The 15,411-nt window shown below is 61.3% G+C and carries 11 protein-coding genes; 7 read left to right on the top strand and 4 right to left on the bottom strand.

All coding sequences use genetic code 11. The features are described 5' to 3' along the window. Nucleotides 1-6: 6 nt before the first annotated feature. A complete protein-coding gene (locus ACFVHU_RS09940) occupies nucleotides 7-576 on the top strand; it encodes a GtrA family protein (RefSeq protein ID WP_105657466.1) in 570 nt (189 codons plus the stop codon). On the opposite strand, the gene ACFVHU_RS09935 is transcribed toward ACFVHU_RS09940, so the two are convergent. Then, nucleotides 573-1,301 (bottom strand): TIGR03089 family protein, encoded by a 729-nt coding sequence (locus tag ACFVHU_RS09935; RefSeq protein ID WP_146112920.1) that lies wholly within the window; start codon nucleotides 1,299-1,301, stop codon nucleotides 573-575. The two genes, ACFVHU_RS09940 and ACFVHU_RS09935, sit on opposite strands and share 4 nt — an antisense overlap. Before the next feature lie 288 nt (nucleotides 1,302-1,589). Here ACFVHU_RS09935 and ACFVHU_RS09930 point away from each other — a divergent pair, with 288 nt between their 5' ends. Genes ACFVHU_RS09930 through ACFVHU_RS09915 form a run of 4 tightly spaced genes read left to right on the top strand, consistent with a single transcriptional unit; the run spans nucleotide 1,590 to nucleotide 9,122 of the window. Continuing rightward, nucleotides 1,590-2,114: a WhiB family transcriptional regulator gene (locus tag ACFVHU_RS09930; protein WP_105657494.1), complete on the top strand. Its 525-nt coding sequence runs from the start codon at nucleotides 1,590-1,592 to the stop codon at nucleotides 2,112-2,114. After that, on the top strand, nucleotides 2,060-5,584 hold the full coding sequence (locus ACFVHU_RS09925; protein ID WP_388024195.1) for a glycosyltransferase family 2 protein: 3,525 nt from the start codon (nucleotides 2,060-2,062) through the stop codon (nucleotides 5,582-5,584). Before ACFVHU_RS09930 ends, ACFVHU_RS09925 begins: the two co-directional genes overlap by 55 nt. After that, nucleotides 5,584-8,166, top strand: a complete 2,583-nt coding sequence (locus ACFVHU_RS09920) for a DUF5719 family protein (RefSeq protein WP_388024157.1) — start codon at nucleotides 5,584-5,586, stop codon at nucleotides 8,164-8,166. Before ACFVHU_RS09925 ends, ACFVHU_RS09920 begins: the two co-directional genes overlap by 1 nt. A gap of 26 nt (nucleotides 8,167-8,192) precedes the next feature. After that, nucleotides 8,193-9,122, top strand: a complete 930-nt coding sequence (locus ACFVHU_RS09915) for a heme A synthase (RefSeq protein ID WP_388024155.1) — start codon at nucleotides 8,193-8,195, stop codon at nucleotides 9,120-9,122. Between the two features lie 11 nt (nucleotides 9,123-9,133). Here the strand turns inward: ACFVHU_RS09915 and ACFVHU_RS09910 are convergent, their stop codons facing one another. Then, entirely contained in the window at nucleotides 9,134-9,592 is a 459-nt protein-coding gene (locus ACFVHU_RS09910) for a metallopeptidase family protein (RefSeq protein WP_105661721.1), read from the bottom strand. A 91-nt stretch (nucleotides 9,593-9,683) separates the two neighbouring features. Here ACFVHU_RS09910 and ACFVHU_RS09905 point away from each other — a divergent pair, with 91 nt between their 5' ends. Further along, nucleotides 9,684-10,085 (top strand): DUF3499 domain-containing protein, encoded by a 402-nt coding sequence (locus ACFVHU_RS09905; RefSeq protein ID WP_208294212.1) that lies wholly within the window; start codon nucleotides 9,684-9,686, stop codon nucleotides 10,083-10,085. Nucleotides 10,086-10,369: 284 nt separating this feature from the next. Next, complete coding sequence (locus ACFVHU_RS09900; protein WP_105661722.1) at nucleotides 10,370-11,806, top strand: TIGR01906 family membrane protein; 1,437 nt, start codon at nucleotides 10,370-10,372, stop codon at nucleotides 11,804-11,806. Nucleotides 11,807-11,878: 72 nt separating this feature from the next. Here ACFVHU_RS09900 and ACFVHU_RS09895 read toward each other — a convergent pair whose 3' ends face one another. Together ACFVHU_RS09895 and ACFVHU_RS09890 are read right to left on the bottom strand one after the other, a co-directional pair. Next, nucleotides 11,879-13,720 carry an AMP-dependent synthetase/ligase gene (locus tag ACFVHU_RS09895; protein WP_388024153.1) on the bottom strand — a complete coding sequence of 614 codons (1,842 nt, stop codon included), beginning with the start codon at nucleotides 13,718-13,720 and terminating at the stop codon, nucleotides 11,879-11,881. Nucleotides 13,721-13,798: 78 nt separating this feature from the next. Beyond that, nucleotides 13,799-15,409: a dolichyl-phosphate-mannose--protein mannosyltransferase gene (locus ACFVHU_RS09890; protein WP_388024152.1), complete on the bottom strand. Its 1,611-nt coding sequence runs from the start codon at nucleotides 15,407-15,409 to the stop codon at nucleotides 13,799-13,801. Nucleotides 15,410-15,411: the final 2 nt, after the last annotated feature.

Raw genomic sequence — 15,411 nt, 5'->3', positions numbered from 1 at the left:
GGACAATTGCTCGAGCGCATCAAACTCAAAATAGCCGGACTCATCTCGTTGCTGTGGCGCGAGGTGGCGAAGTTCGGCGTCGTCGGTGGCGTTGCGTTCATCATCGACTCGGGGATCTACGTCTGGCTCCTGCACGGTTCCATGAGCGATTCCCAGGTTAAAGCGAAAATCATTGCTGGCGTCGTCGCGACGATGTTCTCTTGGGTGGCCAACCGCTACTGGACCTTCCGCCACCGCCGCCAGGCCAATGTGGTGCGCGAGCTCGTGATGTTCATCATCATGAATGCCATCGGCTTGGGCATTGCCGCGGCCTGCGTATGGGTCACCAAATACTGGCTGGGCTTGACCGATCCCACCTCGGTGTTCATTGCCGGTTCGGTAGTCGGCTTGGTGCTCGGCACCATCTTCCGTTTCTTCGCCTACCGTTTCTGGGTCTTCGGCAGCGCGATGGATGCGGAGGAAGAATTCGCCCACGACCACGAAGTTCTGGGCAATCACAAGGCCGATACCGGCGCTGACGCAGCGCACTCCGCTGGCCAGGCCGATACCGGCACGGTACCGACGGTGGCTCGCTAATCCGCTGGTTGGTAGTCGAAGTTAATGCGTTCGCCGTCGCGCAGGCGCTGGGTCACTTCCATCCCGTCTTCTACTAGCACAATTCCGTCACCCGCTGCCCACTGGCCAATGGCGAAGGGCAGCAAGGAGAGCACGGGTTGCTGAGCACGCACTAGAATTGTTCCTTGCGCCTTAGCTTCGGTATCGAATAACGCAGCAAGGCTGACCGGGGTGTCACCATTGGTTGCGATGGCTGAGGCATCACCAGTTACTGGCGAGGGATAGAACTGATCCCCGTAGGTACGCACGGAGGCATTGAAGTCTTCTGCGACAGGGCCGAGATCCGAGCCGAAGGACAGCGCGAGAGCTGCCGGGTTCACGGCAAGGATTTCAGAGCTGCTGGGGATGCGCTCATCATCCGGTTGGGCTGTCACCCACACCGATGCCTGCTGTGCATCATCATGCCCAGCATCGACCAGCGTGGCGCCATGGTGCAGCGCGGCCAGGGCCACGACCAGGGACTTCCAATGCGCCGGCAAATCGAGCACCACGATCGAGTCTTCATCGAGGTCGAAAACCTCGCCCAAGAGATTGGCGCTTTTCGCGACCCAATTGTCAAATACCCGTCCGGACAGCTCGATGCGTTCCCCGCTGACGGAGTACCAGGTGAGCCATGGGGAGGCTGAACTGCGCCGCGGCGCGAGAAGATTCTCGACAAATGTTCGTGATTGTAGGCTATTGCTCATTGGATGTCCTTAAATTTAATTACTGAGAATTCACCGAGAATTCAGCCAAGACGGGACTCGCCCACCTCATGTGCGTCTTTTGACGGCGTGTTGTGCCGGGAGTTTCCTGAGAACTCTTCTTAGAATGACCTCCCCGCTTGACTCTAGCGGAGTTACACGGCTGTAATTAGATGGTGAGTCCGGGCAGGTTCATCACTTTTCGCTAGTTCGATGGAATAAATGCTGCCGGATGGATCGGGAGCAATGACGGCCCGATCTCCTCAAACCAATCGAAAGGTCAACATCACCATGGCGAATCTGGAGCAGGGGTACTCCGAATTTTCGACCTCGGCTGTTGCGTCGGCTCAATACGGGCTGGAGGACGCACCATCCGACTGGTTTGTCGATCCTCAAGCCGGTGAGTCCGCACGGGTTGCAGTTGCAGCCGATCTGGAGACCGCGGCCGACAGCTTCCTGAAAGAGCACGACACGTTATCCGACACCGAAGAAATCTCCTCGGTTGGCTCGTGGGCTCCTGAGCTCGACGAGGATGACGAAGTGCGCGAAACCATCAAGGCAGTTTGGCTTGGTGTTGGCGGCGAAGTTGACGAGGGCGAGCTGGGCTGGCAGGCCCGTGCTCTGTGCGCACAGACTGACCCCGAAGCGTTCTTCCCTGAAAAGGGCGGATCGACTCGCGACGCGAAACGTGTCTGCGGCGCATGTGTTGTCCGTTCGGAATGTCTAGAATATGCCTTGAGCAATGACGAGCGCTTCGGAATCTGGGGAGGGCTCTCAGAGCGCGAACGTCGCCGTCTACGGAAACGAGCAATCTAATTCGTCCGCCAATTCACGTCACCGCCATCGTTGCTTCGCACGATGGCGCTGACTTTTTACCACGCACTTTGGCCGCACTGCGAAACCAGTCCCGGCCTATCGAACGCTTCGTCGGAGTTGACGCTTCGTCCTCTGACGCATCGCTAGAGGTCCTGCGGGCGAACTTGCCTTCCAACTCCGCCTTGCTGGTCGCCGATGAAGGATCCTTGGGGCTGTCGCTGGAAGTAGCGGTGTCGCAACTGCCCGAAGCGCGTTTGGACCGTGATGAATGGCTATGGATTATCCATGATGACTCCATGCCTGCTCCCGACGCGCTGGAACAGCTGACTCGGACCGTTGAGGCCTCCGAATCGGTATCCATTGCCGGTTGCAAGCTGCTGGACATCGATAACCCGCGCCATCTGGTCGAGGTGGGGTTGAGCGTGGACCGCAAGGCCCAGCGCCTGACCATGATCGATATCGACGAAGTCGACCAGGGCCAGTACGACGGACGAAGCGATTACTTTGCCGTGTCCTCGGCCGGCATGTTTATCCGGCGCGAGGTCTTTGAGCAGCTGGGCGGATTCGACCCGGCTATTCCGGGCCGTGGCGACGACGTGGACCTATGCTGGCGCAACCGCCTGGCCGGTCACCGCGTGGTCGTGGTGCCAAGTGCCAAGATGTACCACCAGGTCGAGGTCGTCGACTCGCTGGCAGGCCCGCGCGAAGCCAAGCGCTCGGAGGTCTTCCAGCGCTTGAAGTTCGCTTCGCCTTTGGAACTGCCGTTCTTGTGGATTGGATTGCTGCTCGGCGGCATCGGCCACTTCCTCGTAGCATTGCTGGCCAAGGACCCGGGCCATGGCTTCAGCCACCTGGCTTCGGTCCTGCGCGGACTGTTCTCCCCGGGCAAGCTGGCCGCTTCACGTCGCAACGTCGCCCAGATCCGCGAAATTCCACGCCGCCAGGTCCGCAAGCTGATGGTCTCCGGCGCACAGGTGCGCGAATACCGCCGCAATGTGAACACCGGGCGTGCCGATGGCGAGGTCTACGGGGATGGCAGTGGCGCCGACGCGATGGTTGAACCTAGCGGTGACAACTTCTCCGACTTCGTGCGAATCGCCCGTCCGCCGCGCACCACCGCAGTACTCTCGCTGATTCTGGCACTCTTGCTCTCCGGGGCCGCTTCGCTGGTTGCTTGGCGCAGCCTGCTTGGATCCACTGCTTTGTCCGGCGGCGCGCTGCGCCCGCTGTCCAACAGCAACCAGGAAATCGGCGCCAATGCCCTATCGTGGTGGCAGAACATCACCACCGGATTGAGCGCTCCGCCGGATAACTCCGATGTGCTGTTCTGGCTTTTCTCGCTGGTGACTTTCAACCATGCCAACGAAGCTTCGATCTATCTCTTCTTCGCCGCGATGCCGTTGGCCGCGCTGACCGCGTGGTGGGGCATTGGCGCGGTGAGCCGTTCGCGTGCTGTCCGGTTCTTCGCCGCATTGATCTGGGCCCTGTTGCCTTCGCTGGTCTCTTCGCTGGCCTCGGGACGAGTCGGCTCGGTATTGATCCACATCTTGCTGCCGCTGTTCTTCCTGGCAATTATCCGTGCCATGAATGCCCATGTGGCCATCGAAGGCGCGAAGCCCAAGAACCCGAAGCAGCAATCCGTATCCGCATGGACCGCTTCGGCTAGCGCCGCCGTGCTGCTCTGGGTGATCTCCGCCGGTTCCGTTTCATTCTTCCTGACCGCCAGCATCCTGATTTACGTTTTGGCCATCTTCTCGGTGCGCCGCGCACGCAGCCTGTGGTGGATCCCGCTGCCTGCAATCGTGTGGAATCTTCCGCTGCTGTTTGCCGGCCTGGGCGATCTGCGGCTGCTGTTCACCGAGCCCGGTGCGGCGCGCGCGTTCTCGCCAGCTGCCCCATGGCAGATGCTGCTGGGCTTCCCGGAATCCTTCAACGCCAACGCCTCGCTGGTGGGTTGGGACTTCCTGCCCGCCGGTCCGTGGGCTTTGGTCGCCGCACTGCTGGTCGGGGCTCCAATCATCGTGCTGGCTGTTTTCGGGACCTTGAGTTCTTCGCTCAGCCACAGTTCCAGCATGCGCCGGAACTCCCGCCGCCTGCTGTGGGGCGCAGTCCTGTCGCTGGCAGCGGGATGGGCCGTCGGTTTTGTCCCGTTCACCTTGGACTCGCACACCGCGGTGAGCGCCTACACCGGTCCGTTCGTCTCCTTTGCCATGTTTGCATTGCTTGCAGCTGCCGCCAACGCGCTAGCTGCCCTGCGCCATGAAGATCAGCCGCGCTCGATGCGGACGCAGGGTTCTCGTCCAGCGATGAGCCTGATGGCCGCATTCAGCGTGCTCGCGGTTCTCGCTTCCGGCGCCGTGCTGCTTGGCGCCCAGCTGAATCCGGCCGCGGAGTCCGAAACGCTGACGTCCCTGAATTCGGCTCAGCAGGTCCACAGCTCCCAGCCTCGCACCCTGCCTGCCACGGCAGCCGATGCGGGCCGCTCCGAATTCCAGAAGCGCACCTTGGTGCTCAGCCCGCGTTCCTCCGGTGAAATCGACAGCCAGTTGGTTTCGGGTTCCGGTGAAACCCTGGACAGCATCAGCCGCTACTCGCAGGTCAAGCAACTGACCGGACCGCTGCTGGATCCTGAACGCAATGAAGCTTCTGCCACCGCGCAGGTTCAGAGCAAAGCCGTAGCGATGCTGCTCTCCGAGTCTGCATTGGATTCGCGCGAATCGTTGCGCGACTTGGGCGTGGGCTTTGTCGTGCTCAACGAGACTGGTGAATCTGTCCCAGCGACCGTTCGCATCCTGGATGCGGCCACTGGGCTGGCATCGGTCGGCCAGACCGACAGCGGCTGGTTGTGGCGAGTGGATTATGAAGCCGATGAAGAGAATCAGGGCGCTGGATTTGCCCGCGTTGTCGCTGAAAACGGAGACGTGAGCGTATTGCCGACCCAGCGTGGCAAGATCGCCAATCTGGAAATTCCGGCTTCTGATGCCAAGCGGACCCTGGTCCTTGCAACAGCGTCGGATCCGAAGCTGCGGGCCAGCGTTGATGGCGAATCCCTGCGTTCGGTGTCCTATCCCGAGGATTCGGAAACTCGATGGGCCCAGGCTTACGAGCTTCCTGCCGAGGGCGGCAAGCTGACGTTGTCGCACAAGGACTCCACGGCCATACCGGTTCTGGTGCTCAGCGCGATAGTTCTGCTGATTACCGTCCTCTTGGCCATTCCGGTGCCAAGCTCGCGGCGATTCGCCAACTACCGCAACAACGAATACCGCTTCCGTGAACCACGCGACGAAAATGAAGAACTCGCCGACGGCTCGGCCGTTTTGGCGGCCGCCGAAGTCCAGAGCCCGGCTACCGGCACCATGCCACTGAGCCGACGCGAGGCACGCGAACGCGCCAGCGAGATGCGTGAGAACTTGACCCCGAAGCTCAGCGACCGGATTTCGGACGCCGATGCCGAGCAGGAGAAGAAGTAGTGAGCGACGAGAAGAACGTGAACTCAGCGGATTCTGCTGACAAGCCAACTGAACAGACCCCGGCCCCGAAACCGGCCTCCGCGCAACCAGAAGCCAAGGACACCACCCCAGTGTCGGCGACACTATCGCGTGCTGAGACAAAGGCTGCCAAGGCCCGGGCCAAGGTCGATGCCAAATTGGACAAGGCCCGCGCCAAGGAAGCCCAGGCCCGGTCCAAGGCCGAAGCGAAGAACGCCGAGAAAGCGGCGAAGGCTGAAGCCAAGGCCGCTCAGCGGGAAGAACCAAAGGCAAAGCCGCAGCCTGAGGCGAAGTCAGGGAACAAGGACGCCAAGGAAACGGTGCCCACCGCGCAGGCTGCCGGGGCAAAGTCTCAAGGCGAACCGGCGGAACAGAAGCCGGCTCCCAAGCCGGACTCCGTTCAAGCCGGATCGGAGCAGCCCGAGGCTGCGCACGCCAAACTGCCTGCAGCTGATGCAGCCGCCGCGGGCACCACTGATGCAGCTGCGCAGCCGGAACACTCCCAGGGCGCCGAGCCTGCCAAGAACGCCGGCCCAGCCGCGGCTGGAAGCAAGACGGGGCCTGGTGCCGCCCAGGACGCTGGACCGAAGAAGCCTGCAGCCCAGGACCCTGTAGTTGTTCCCGAACCAGTCAAGCCGCCGGCCGCAGAAGCGGCTAGGGCTTCCGGGAAGCAGAACGATGCCGGGGACTCCTCGGGGCAGCAAGGCGCAGCTGGCGCTGGTTCCACCGAGGCTGAGAAGAACCAGCCGGCCGGCCCGAAGCCTGGAGAAGAAGCCGCAAAGGCATCAGAACCGGAAGATCCGAAGGCTGCCAAGCGCCGCCATCGGCTGGAGAAGGTTCGCGCGCGGAACGCCGCGAAGGAAGAACTTGCCGCTGCCAGTGCGCTGGATGCGCCCGCAGCCGGGCCGCAGGCGGAATCGGTGGACGGCAACGTCTCGAAGCGTCGCCAGAAGCTGGACAAGGCCCGCGCCGCGGCCTCCAAGGATGCGGCTGCCGCGCCGACGCGCAAGAAGACCGGCGCGGTTCTGCTCAGCCTGGTAGCCGTCGCGGCTGCTGGCGCTGCAGTGGGTGCCGGATCAATTTTTGCCCCGGCACCGGCCGAAAAGTCTTTGCCAGCTGCCGTGACGAACCTGCCCGCAGGTGACTCCAGCAGCGTTTGCTCGGCAACCCCGCAGCTGCTCAAGGGCGTGGAAGGCACCGATGCGCAGTTCGCCCCAGGTGCCAAGGACATTTCCAGCAACTTGCGCAGCATTGCTGTTTCAGATCTGGCCAAGCGCATTCCGGGCTCCTCCTTCACCAAGCTCGATGGCAGCGGCGCGCATGAGCTGACTGGACGCATCGCTGAGGATGAAGCTGCCGAGGCCCGTGGCGCTGATGATGAGGGCCTGACCGGCCGCGCCAGCAAGATTTCAACCGCCAACGATATCGATGATGCCCAGGTCTACACCTTGCAGCCGCTGGGCGAACTCGCTTCGAAGGGCAGCGCCGTGCGCAGCTACCAAGCCAAGGATGGCGACCTGGCAGGGCTTGCTGCCGCAACGTGCCAGGCCCCGGCGTCCAACTGGCGATTCACCGGCCTGCAGACAAGTACCGGATCCACCAGCGTGATGCATTTGGCCAACCCAACGCATACCACTGCCCAGGTGTCCCTGCGGCTTCGAGGTCCAGACGGCTTGATCGACACCTCGACGCTGCAGAACATTGTCCTGGCAGCGGGGGAGAGCCGGGCCATCGTGCTCGGCGGCTACGCGCAGAACCTGAATTCTGTTTCGGCTGAAATCACCAGTGTTGGCGGAAAAATCACTGCATCGGTCCAACAGGCCGCCCTGCGCGGTTTGACCCCGTCGGGTGTTGAACTGGTCAGCGCCAACGCGACGGCTTCCAATAGCCAGGTGATTCCGGGAGTGTGGATCGAGAGCAAGGAGAATATTTCCAAGCTCAGCAAGGACAACAAGTCGTTGGTTCCACAGCTGCACGTTGCGGCAACAGGCTCCTCGGGCGCTGGATTCAAGGTGAAGGTCCTGGGCGAAGACGGCGAAGTCGCCGCCAGCTTCGACGATAACCTCGCCGTCGACTCCGACGCGACGAAGATTGTGGATCTGACCCAGCTGGCTGGTGGCTATTACACGGTAGTTGTCGAGTCCGATGCTCCGGTCACCGCAGCGGTGAAGATGGTTCGCGGTGCGGACCCGAAGGACTCCTCGGACACTGCCTGGGCGGTGAGCTCCAACGCGCTAGCCGGTACGCAGGCCATGCCGCTGTCGGCTAATGGCACTGGGAAATTCGCCATCGCCGCCGTAGCTGCAGACTCAGCGGTGGAAGCAGTGGTGGTTAATAAGGACGGCAAGCTGGAGGAACCGAAGAAACTCCAGATCAAGGCCGGGCAGAATGTTGTCTTTGATCCGAAATCTGTCTCCGAAGATGCCCAAGCAGTCATCTTCTCGACAGATGCCAACGCTTACCTGGCCCAGCTGGTGCTCGGTTCCGAACGTTCCATCGCTTGGGCTGCCATGCCACAGGCGAATGCCGGACGCGACGGCATTGTGGTGAACATCGGCGGCTAGGAATCCGCCATTAAGGAACTGGATAATTGAAGACCCCTTTCGCATGGCTGGCTGAGCGGATCACGCTGGAACGTAGTTCGCTCAAGGCAGCTTCGCTATCGGCAATGATCGCAGCGATTCTGATTATTGTCGGCGGCGGTGTCGTTCGAGTCACCGGGTCAGGACTAGGCTGCCCCGACTGGCCAACCTGCACCGGCGGCTTCATCGCGCCAACCGCTGAAATGGGGATTCACGCGACCATCGAGTTCGTCAATCGGCTGCTCACCTTTGTCCTGTGCGCAGCGGTTGGTTGGGTCATCATTGCCGCCCGACTGCAACGCGAACCAGTTCCGGGCATCACCCGATGGGCGTGGTTCCAGTTCTGGCTTGTTGTGCTCAATGCGGTCATTGGCGGGATCACCGTCTGGGTGAAACTGAACCCCTACGTAGTTGCCGCCCATTTCCTGGCTGCGACCTTGCTGCTCACTGCCGCTGCGGCCACCTGGGACAAGGTGCAGAATCTGGGAAACGCCGGCTCAAAAGCCAGTACGGATTCGCTGAAGTCGCTGGGAACCTGGTTAGTTGTTCTCAGCGCCCTGCTCGTCATCATTGGCACCGGGGTGACCGGCTCAGGTCCGCATGCCGGAGACTCGGCCGAGGTCCCGCGGATGGGCTTCGACTGGCTGCAGATCACTCTCGTGCATGCCGCAGCAGCCGTGGGCGCACTGGTTGTTGCTTTGGTGATGTGGCGTCAAGCAAGAAAAGAACAAGTACCGGACGTGGCGCACAAAGCCAAGCTCTACCTCTGGGTATTGGCCGGACAGGGGCTGCTCGGAGCGATCCAGGCCATGACCAGCCTGCCAGAGCTGCTTGTGGTCGCCCACCTGGTTGGTGCTGCGCTGGTATGGATCGGTGCCGTGCGCGTTGGCCTGGCCTCCCATGCGCCGGGACGTGAAAGCCGGATCCAGGCCAGCTAGAGAAGATGGCCCTAGTAGTCCGGATCCTCAGGGAAATATGCGGGGTCCACTTCCGAGATGGGTTTCATCCAAAGCTGCGCGACCTCGTGCACCACGCACTGATGGACCAGATCCAAGAGTTCGCCGGTGTTTTCCGCAATCTGCTCAATGGGCAAGCGATAAATGATGATGCGCGCTGGGCGGATAGCCGAAGCTGATTTTGATGATGCAAGCGGCACCCGCTCGCCCAGTGCAGCAGCCTGTTCCAGCAGCTTGTCACTGGGCACCGGATCAATCAGGAAATCGATCTTTTCAATTTCTCCGGGCCAGCGTTCCGAGAGCCTTTGCGCACTGGCCATCACGGCATCATCAAATCGTTCCGGCCGTGAACGGTAAGCAGGAAGATGCATGGGCATCAGCGGGCCACGCCGCCCGCGTCCGTGGCGGTGGCGACGGGAACCGCTTGGCGGATCAGGCAACTTGGAGTTCATTAACTCAGCCTAGCGCTTGCGACACTGTGCCGGTGCCCATCAGCCCGCAAATGGGCGAAGATCCCAAGGATGTGCTGACCAGCCGAGTAGAATGGCAAACGTGGAAGGTCTTCGTCTTTGTTCTCGCCCAGCCTGCCGTGAAACGGCCCGCGCTACTCTTACCTACGTATACGCAGATTCAACTGCTGTTCTTGGGCCTTTGGCGACGTACCCGGAACCGCACTGCTATGACCTGTGCGCCCGCCATGCGAACCGTCTGACAGTTCCCAGCGGGTGGAGCCTGATCCGTGGCGCCATCCCAGATGTGCTTGAACCAGAAGATGAGCTGAACGCGTTGGTGAATGCCGTCCGCGATCGCGAACCAAAGGTTCGCGAACCTCGCCATGCATCGGATTCGCCCATTGATTCGGTCCGTCCCCGCGATATCCGTGCACAGCGCTTTGACACTCGCGTCCGCTTGGCTGTGCTCCCAGCTGGCGACGAAGAAGCCTAGACCTTCTTCTCGAAGAATTCTTGAACCTGCATCGGCACTTCGGCGGCATCTGCAGCACCTCTTTGTGTCCTAGCTGAAATCCAATTGTGGTGTGGTAATCCGTCAGATGACTCGCCTCGCTGGATATGCTAAAGGCGCGTGCGCCGTACTCGGCCCGTAAAGCAACCCCAAAACAGCACACCATCGCGCGAATTGCAGGAGGACTCCTCATGGCTGAGGCGGCGAAAAACCCCACTGGAGGGCAAGGAACTACGGGCCAGCCGGCACCGGCTGCCACTGGCAACATGCCAGGCCCACAGACCAGCCTGAGCCAAAAAGCTGAAGAGCTTACTGCGCGCCTGGAAAAGCACAAGAACCAGGCCCAGGCAAACGCCGCTGCCCAAAAGGAAGAAGCCCGCAAAGAGGCCATCCGCCGCGCGATGTCCGGCAAAACCGACGCCGAGACCAAGAACCCAACTGCAGCTCCTGCAGCCAAGGCGCAGCCTGCCCCCGTGAAGCCAGCGGCAGACAAGCCTGCCGCGACCCCTGCGGCCAAGCCAGCTGAGGCCAAGCCTGCTGCGGCCAAAGCCCCGGCAACCAAGCAGCCGGTCAAGCCAGCGCCCGTCAAGCCCGCGGCGTCCAAGCAGGCAGCCGCCAAGCCAGTTGCGGCCAAACCTGCGGCCGCGAAGCCTGCCGCCAAGGCGCCCGCTGCGAAGCCGGCCGCTAAAGAGCCAGTAGAAGATGTCATTCGCGCCATCAAGCTGCCGCACGAAATCGAAGCGGAGAAGCAGGTGCAAAGCGAAGCCGCCGCCGGTGCCGGGAAGTCCGCTGAGCCGCAGGCCAGCGAGAAGGCAACCACCGCGCAAAGCGTGCCACCGGTGTCTGCTGCTCCGAAGACCGGATCCCTGCCAACAACAAAGGCTGCCGTTGCCCAGGCGCGCAACCGCGTCTTTGGCAGCTACGCGCCAGAACCGGAACCTTCCGAAGCGGCCGTGAAGCGCCGGGTTGCGCGCGAACGGGCGCTGAACTCGAAGCCGGCCCTGGGCCGTACTGCCCAGGTGATCGTGGCTCTGGTCTTCCCGCTGCTGACCTTGATCGCTGCCATCCGTTTGGTCGCCACGCCGGCTTTCCTGGCTCTGTCCTACGGCCGCCCTGGATTCCCGAGCGATTCCTTTGGTTTCACCGATTCTGAACGCCTGACCTACGGCAGCTACGGTGTGGATTACCTGAACAACTTTGCCGGCCCCGAATACTTGGCCGGCTTGAAGCTTTCCACCGGTTCAAGCATGTTCACCGAAGGGGAAGTCCAGCACATGGTGGACGTGAAGAACCTCATCGGGTTCGCCTATATCCTCGGAGCTTTTCTAGCGGTCATCTTGATCATCGGTGTTTGGTACCTCGCCAAGCGCTATGCAGGCGGCGTACGGCGTGCATTGTTCTCGGGAGCGATCTTGGCCTTGGCGGGCATTGCTGCGCTGGCCGTCTCCGCGATTGTGGGATGGGACAATTTCTTCACCCAGTTCCATGCCCTCTTCTTCTCCGACGGCACCTGGACCTTCAACGTCAGCGATACGCTGATCCGCCTGTACCCAGAGCAGTACTGGCTCGATAGCGCCATTGGCATCGCCGTGCTGGTGCTGGCCACGATCGTCGCTGTATTGATCAGTTGCTGGCCAACCGGCCGCCGCCGTGAGGCGGCCCGGCTGCGCCAGGAGGCCCGTGCGTTCGGCATTGGCAACTAGCTGGCACAAGGCTTAAAGCACTGGGGGAGCAGTTCATGGCGAACTGCTCCCCATTGCTTTACCCAGTGGGAATTACTGGCGGTAGAGGGCTTCCACGCGGCCTTCGAATTCTTCGAGAACGCTCTGGCGCTTGAGCTTCAACGAGTTGGTCAGGTGCCCGGAAGCTTCGGTGAATTCCTCTTCCAGGACCACGAACTTGCGAATGGACTCAGCCTTGGAAACGGTCAAGTTAGCGGTATCCACGTAGCTCTGGACCTCGGCGATCACTGCTGGGTTGATGGCCGCCTCAGCCAGGGTCATTGCTTCAAGCCCCTTGGCCTTGGCCCACAGCACCAGTTCTTCGGGATCGAGGGTCATCATGGCCGTAATGAATGGGCGCTGTTCGCCAGCCAGTACGCACTGGGAGACGATGCGTCCGGCGCGGACCATCTCTTCCAACGGGCCAGGGGAGACGTTCTTGCCGCCGGCGGTGACGATCAGTTCCTTCTTGCGGCCAGTGACCTGGAGGAATCCTCCATCATCCAGGACACCGGTATCACCAGTCTTGAAATAGCCGTCTTCATCGAAGACTTCAGCCGTGGCGGCAGGATTGTTGTGATAGCTCGCGAAAACCCCAATGCCCTTGACCAGGATTTCACCGTCATCGGCGATCCTGATGGAGGTGCCGGGAAGCGGACGTCCCACGGTGCCCACGCGGATTCGTGATGCTTGATTCACGGTGGCTGGGGCGGTGGTTTCGGTCAGGCCGTAGCCTTCGAGCAGTTCAATGCCAGCGCCGCGGAAGAAATGAGCCAAGTCCGGGTTCAATGCACTGGCTCCGGAAATCGCGTAACCGCAGTGGCCGCCAAAGACGGCCTGCAACTTCGGGTAGAGGACCTTGCTGAACAAGGCATGGCGGGCACGCAGGCCCAAGGGCATGCGAGTCTTGAGGCCACGCGTACGCGCATCACGGATCTTGGAAACCTCGATGGCTGCCTGTTCTGCCTTGAGGAACAGCTCGGCCTTGCCGCCACGTTCGGCTGTGGCCAAAGCGGTGGTGCGAATTTTCTCGAAGACGCGCGGCACGGCCAGCAGGAAGCCGGGCTTGACCGCGGACATGTCCTCGACCAGATTGGCCATGGAACTGGAATGCGCAATCACCGATCCGCCGTGGATGCAGGTCTGTTGGACGGCACGAGCCAATACGTGGGCCAGCGGCAGGAACATCAGCGTTCGGCGCTCTTCCCCGAGCACTTCGAGCATATGGCCGGCCAGATTATGCGCCACCATGGCAAAGTTCGAGTGGGTCATATTGCAGCCCTTGGGACGCCCGGTGGTACCCGAGGTGTAGACCATCGTGGCCACGTCCTGGAGGGTCATGGAAGCACGGCGGGATTCGACCAGCTGCTCATCGACTTGGTTGGCAGGAACCATCAGCTGATGCAGGCCAGCGGAGGGAATAAGCGTCTTGTCCGCCGTGTCGGAGCCTTCAAAGATGTGGGTGCGAACCGGTTCGCCCAGCTGAGCCGCCGCCTGGCGGACGTTGGCGCGCAGCTCGTGGTTTTCGGCGAAAACCACGCGCGCACCGGAGTCGCGCAGGATCCATTCGATCTGGAAGGCGCTGGAAGTTTCGTAGATGGGGACCGTCACGCCTCCGGCGAACCACACCGCTTCCTCTGCCAAAGCCCATTCATAGCGGGTACGGGAAATAATGGCGACCTTGTCACCGGGCTGCAGCCCATCATTGATCAGCGCCATTGCCAGGCGCTTGACATCAATGAGGAAATCACCGGCACTGAGATCATGCCAGGTGCCGTCGCGCTGCACGCTGAACAGTGGTCGTTGCGCCCCACGTGCTACGCGATCAAGGAGTAGGCTCGTCGTGTTTACTTCTGGTGCTAGATCAGTGAGTAGCTCGACGGTTACTTCTTGCATTGAAGAATTGTCCTTTGGGATTCGATGGTCGTCTTAGTGGCCTATTTCATGGAAGCAGGTGGCCAAGCCACGGGCAGCCTAGCCCCAGCTGGGGAGCCACACGTGCAAGCGCCAGTAGTCATCCGCGATCATTTCCCCACTCCATATCGGCCAGAAAAAGGCCGACGTGACTAGGAATAACGCCATGAATATGGTGAGTACGATGATGCGTGATCGGTGCGCGGCACTGGAATTAGGGTCGCGTGGAATGAACCTGCCAATCATATACGTCAACGCGAGCACCATGAACGGAACCAGTGGCAGGGTGTAGAAGAAGAACATTGTGCGTTCTGGGTACATCAGCCACGGCAGGAACCCGGCCGCCACCGATGAGAGGATCGCTCCGGCGCGCCAATCACGGGCGCCAATCCACCACAGAATCAGCAAGAACATGCTGATGGTGCAGGCCCACCACATCAACGGGTTAGGCAGGTCGGTAATAACCTCGGTGCAACGCTCCAGCCCGCAGCCGTTGGTGCCCTTGTCGTAGCCTTCGAAGTAGAACAGCACTGGACGTCCGGCGAAGGGCCACGTCCACGGCGAGGATTGCCAGCCATGCTCGGAGTCGAGCCCGGTATGGAATTCGTAGCCAGCCTGGTGATAATGCCACAAGGAACGCAACGGCGAGGGCAGCCAGCTAATGCCTTCGCCGGGATTCTCCTCGGCCCAATGGCGGTATCGGCCGCCCTGGGTGATCAGCCACCCGGTCCACGTGGACAAATAGGTCAGCAGCACCAGCGGCAGCATGGTGAAGAAGGAATAGATTCCGTCGCGGATGAATGCCGCCGACTGCCACTTGTGAACTCCTGCGGTGCGCCGCGCACCAAAGTCCCAAAGCACCGCCATGAGGCAGAATACAGCTATGAAGGACAGCGCCGACCATTTAATGCCAACTGCGCCACCGAGCATGATCGCTGCGATCAGCCGCCATGGGCGCCACCAGAGCATAGGGCCATGAACGAGCAGGAAGTCATCTGGCCGGTTACCCTCGGGCACTGAAAGCTTCCGGGCAAGCACGGTTCTGCCATGTATCCGGTCTTTGAGCAGGGCATAAAACGCGGCAATCACAAAGAACATCAAGAAGATGTCCAGCAACGCGGTGCGCGACATGACTATGGAATGGCCGTCGATGGCCATGAGCAAACCGGTGATGCCGGCAAGGACGTGGGAACCGAAGAGCAAGCGGGCGCACAGAGTGACTAGCAGGACCGAGAGGGTGCCGACGAGCGCTGTGGAAAAACGCCAGCCGAAGCCATTGAAATCACCGAAGAGGAGCATGCCCACGCCGATCAACCACTTGCCCAGCGGCGGGTGGACGACAAAAGAAGCTTCAGCTTCCAGCTGCGGGTCGCCCGCGATGAACTTCCCGTCGCTGTCGTCAGCCCATTCGCGCTCGTATCCGCTTTGCAGCATCGCGAAAGCGTCCTTGACGTAATAGGTTTCATCAAAGATCAGCAGGTGCGGGTGCGCCAGGTTGACGAAGCGCAAGAGGCCGGCAATGAGTGTCACGACCAGCGGAATGATCCACATCAGCGGGCCGCTGGGAGCCACCACAGGCAGGAGCCGCTGTTTCAGGCTCTCGAAAGTGAAGGCCTGTCGCGCCGAGCGTACGTGGCCGGAGTCCGGAGTGTCTAAAACCGAGGTGCCCATCA

The organism is Glutamicibacter sp. NPDC127525, assembly GCF_042672105.1.
Taxonomy (GTDB): Bacteria; Actinomycetota; Actinomycetes; order Actinomycetales; family Micrococcaceae; genus Glutamicibacter.
The sequence above is the reverse complement of the archived record's forward strand: the minus strand, read 5'-3'. Positions and strand labels throughout refer to the sequence as shown.

Coding starts and splice junctions, on each gene's coding strand:
- ACFVHU_RS09935 (WP_146112920.1), bottom strand. CDS start 1,301: ATGAGCAATAGCCTACAATCACGAACATTTGTCGAGAATCTTCTCGCG.
- ACFVHU_RS09930 (WP_105657494.1), top strand. CDS start 1,590: ATGGCGAATCTGGAGCAGGGGTACTCCGAATTTTCGACCTCGGCTGTT.
- ACFVHU_RS09910 (WP_105661721.1), bottom strand. CDS start 9,592: ATGAACTCCAAGTTGCCTGATCCGCCAAGCGGTTCCCGTCGCCACCGC.
- ACFVHU_RS09905 (WP_208294212.1), top strand. CDS start 9,684: ATGGCAAACGTGGAAGGTCTTCGTCTTTGTTCTCGCCCAGCCTGCCGT.
- ACFVHU_RS09900 (WP_105661722.1), top strand. CDS start 10,370: ATGCCAGGCCCACAGACCAGCCTGAGCCAAAAAGCTGAAGAGCTTACT.
- ACFVHU_RS09895 (WP_388024153.1), bottom strand. CDS start 13,720: ATGCAAGAAGTAACCGTCGAGCTACTCACTGATCTAGCACCAGAAGTA.
- ACFVHU_RS09890 (WP_388024152.1), bottom strand. CDS start 15,409: ATGGGCACCTCGGTTTTAGACACTCCGGACTCCGGCCACGTACGCTCG.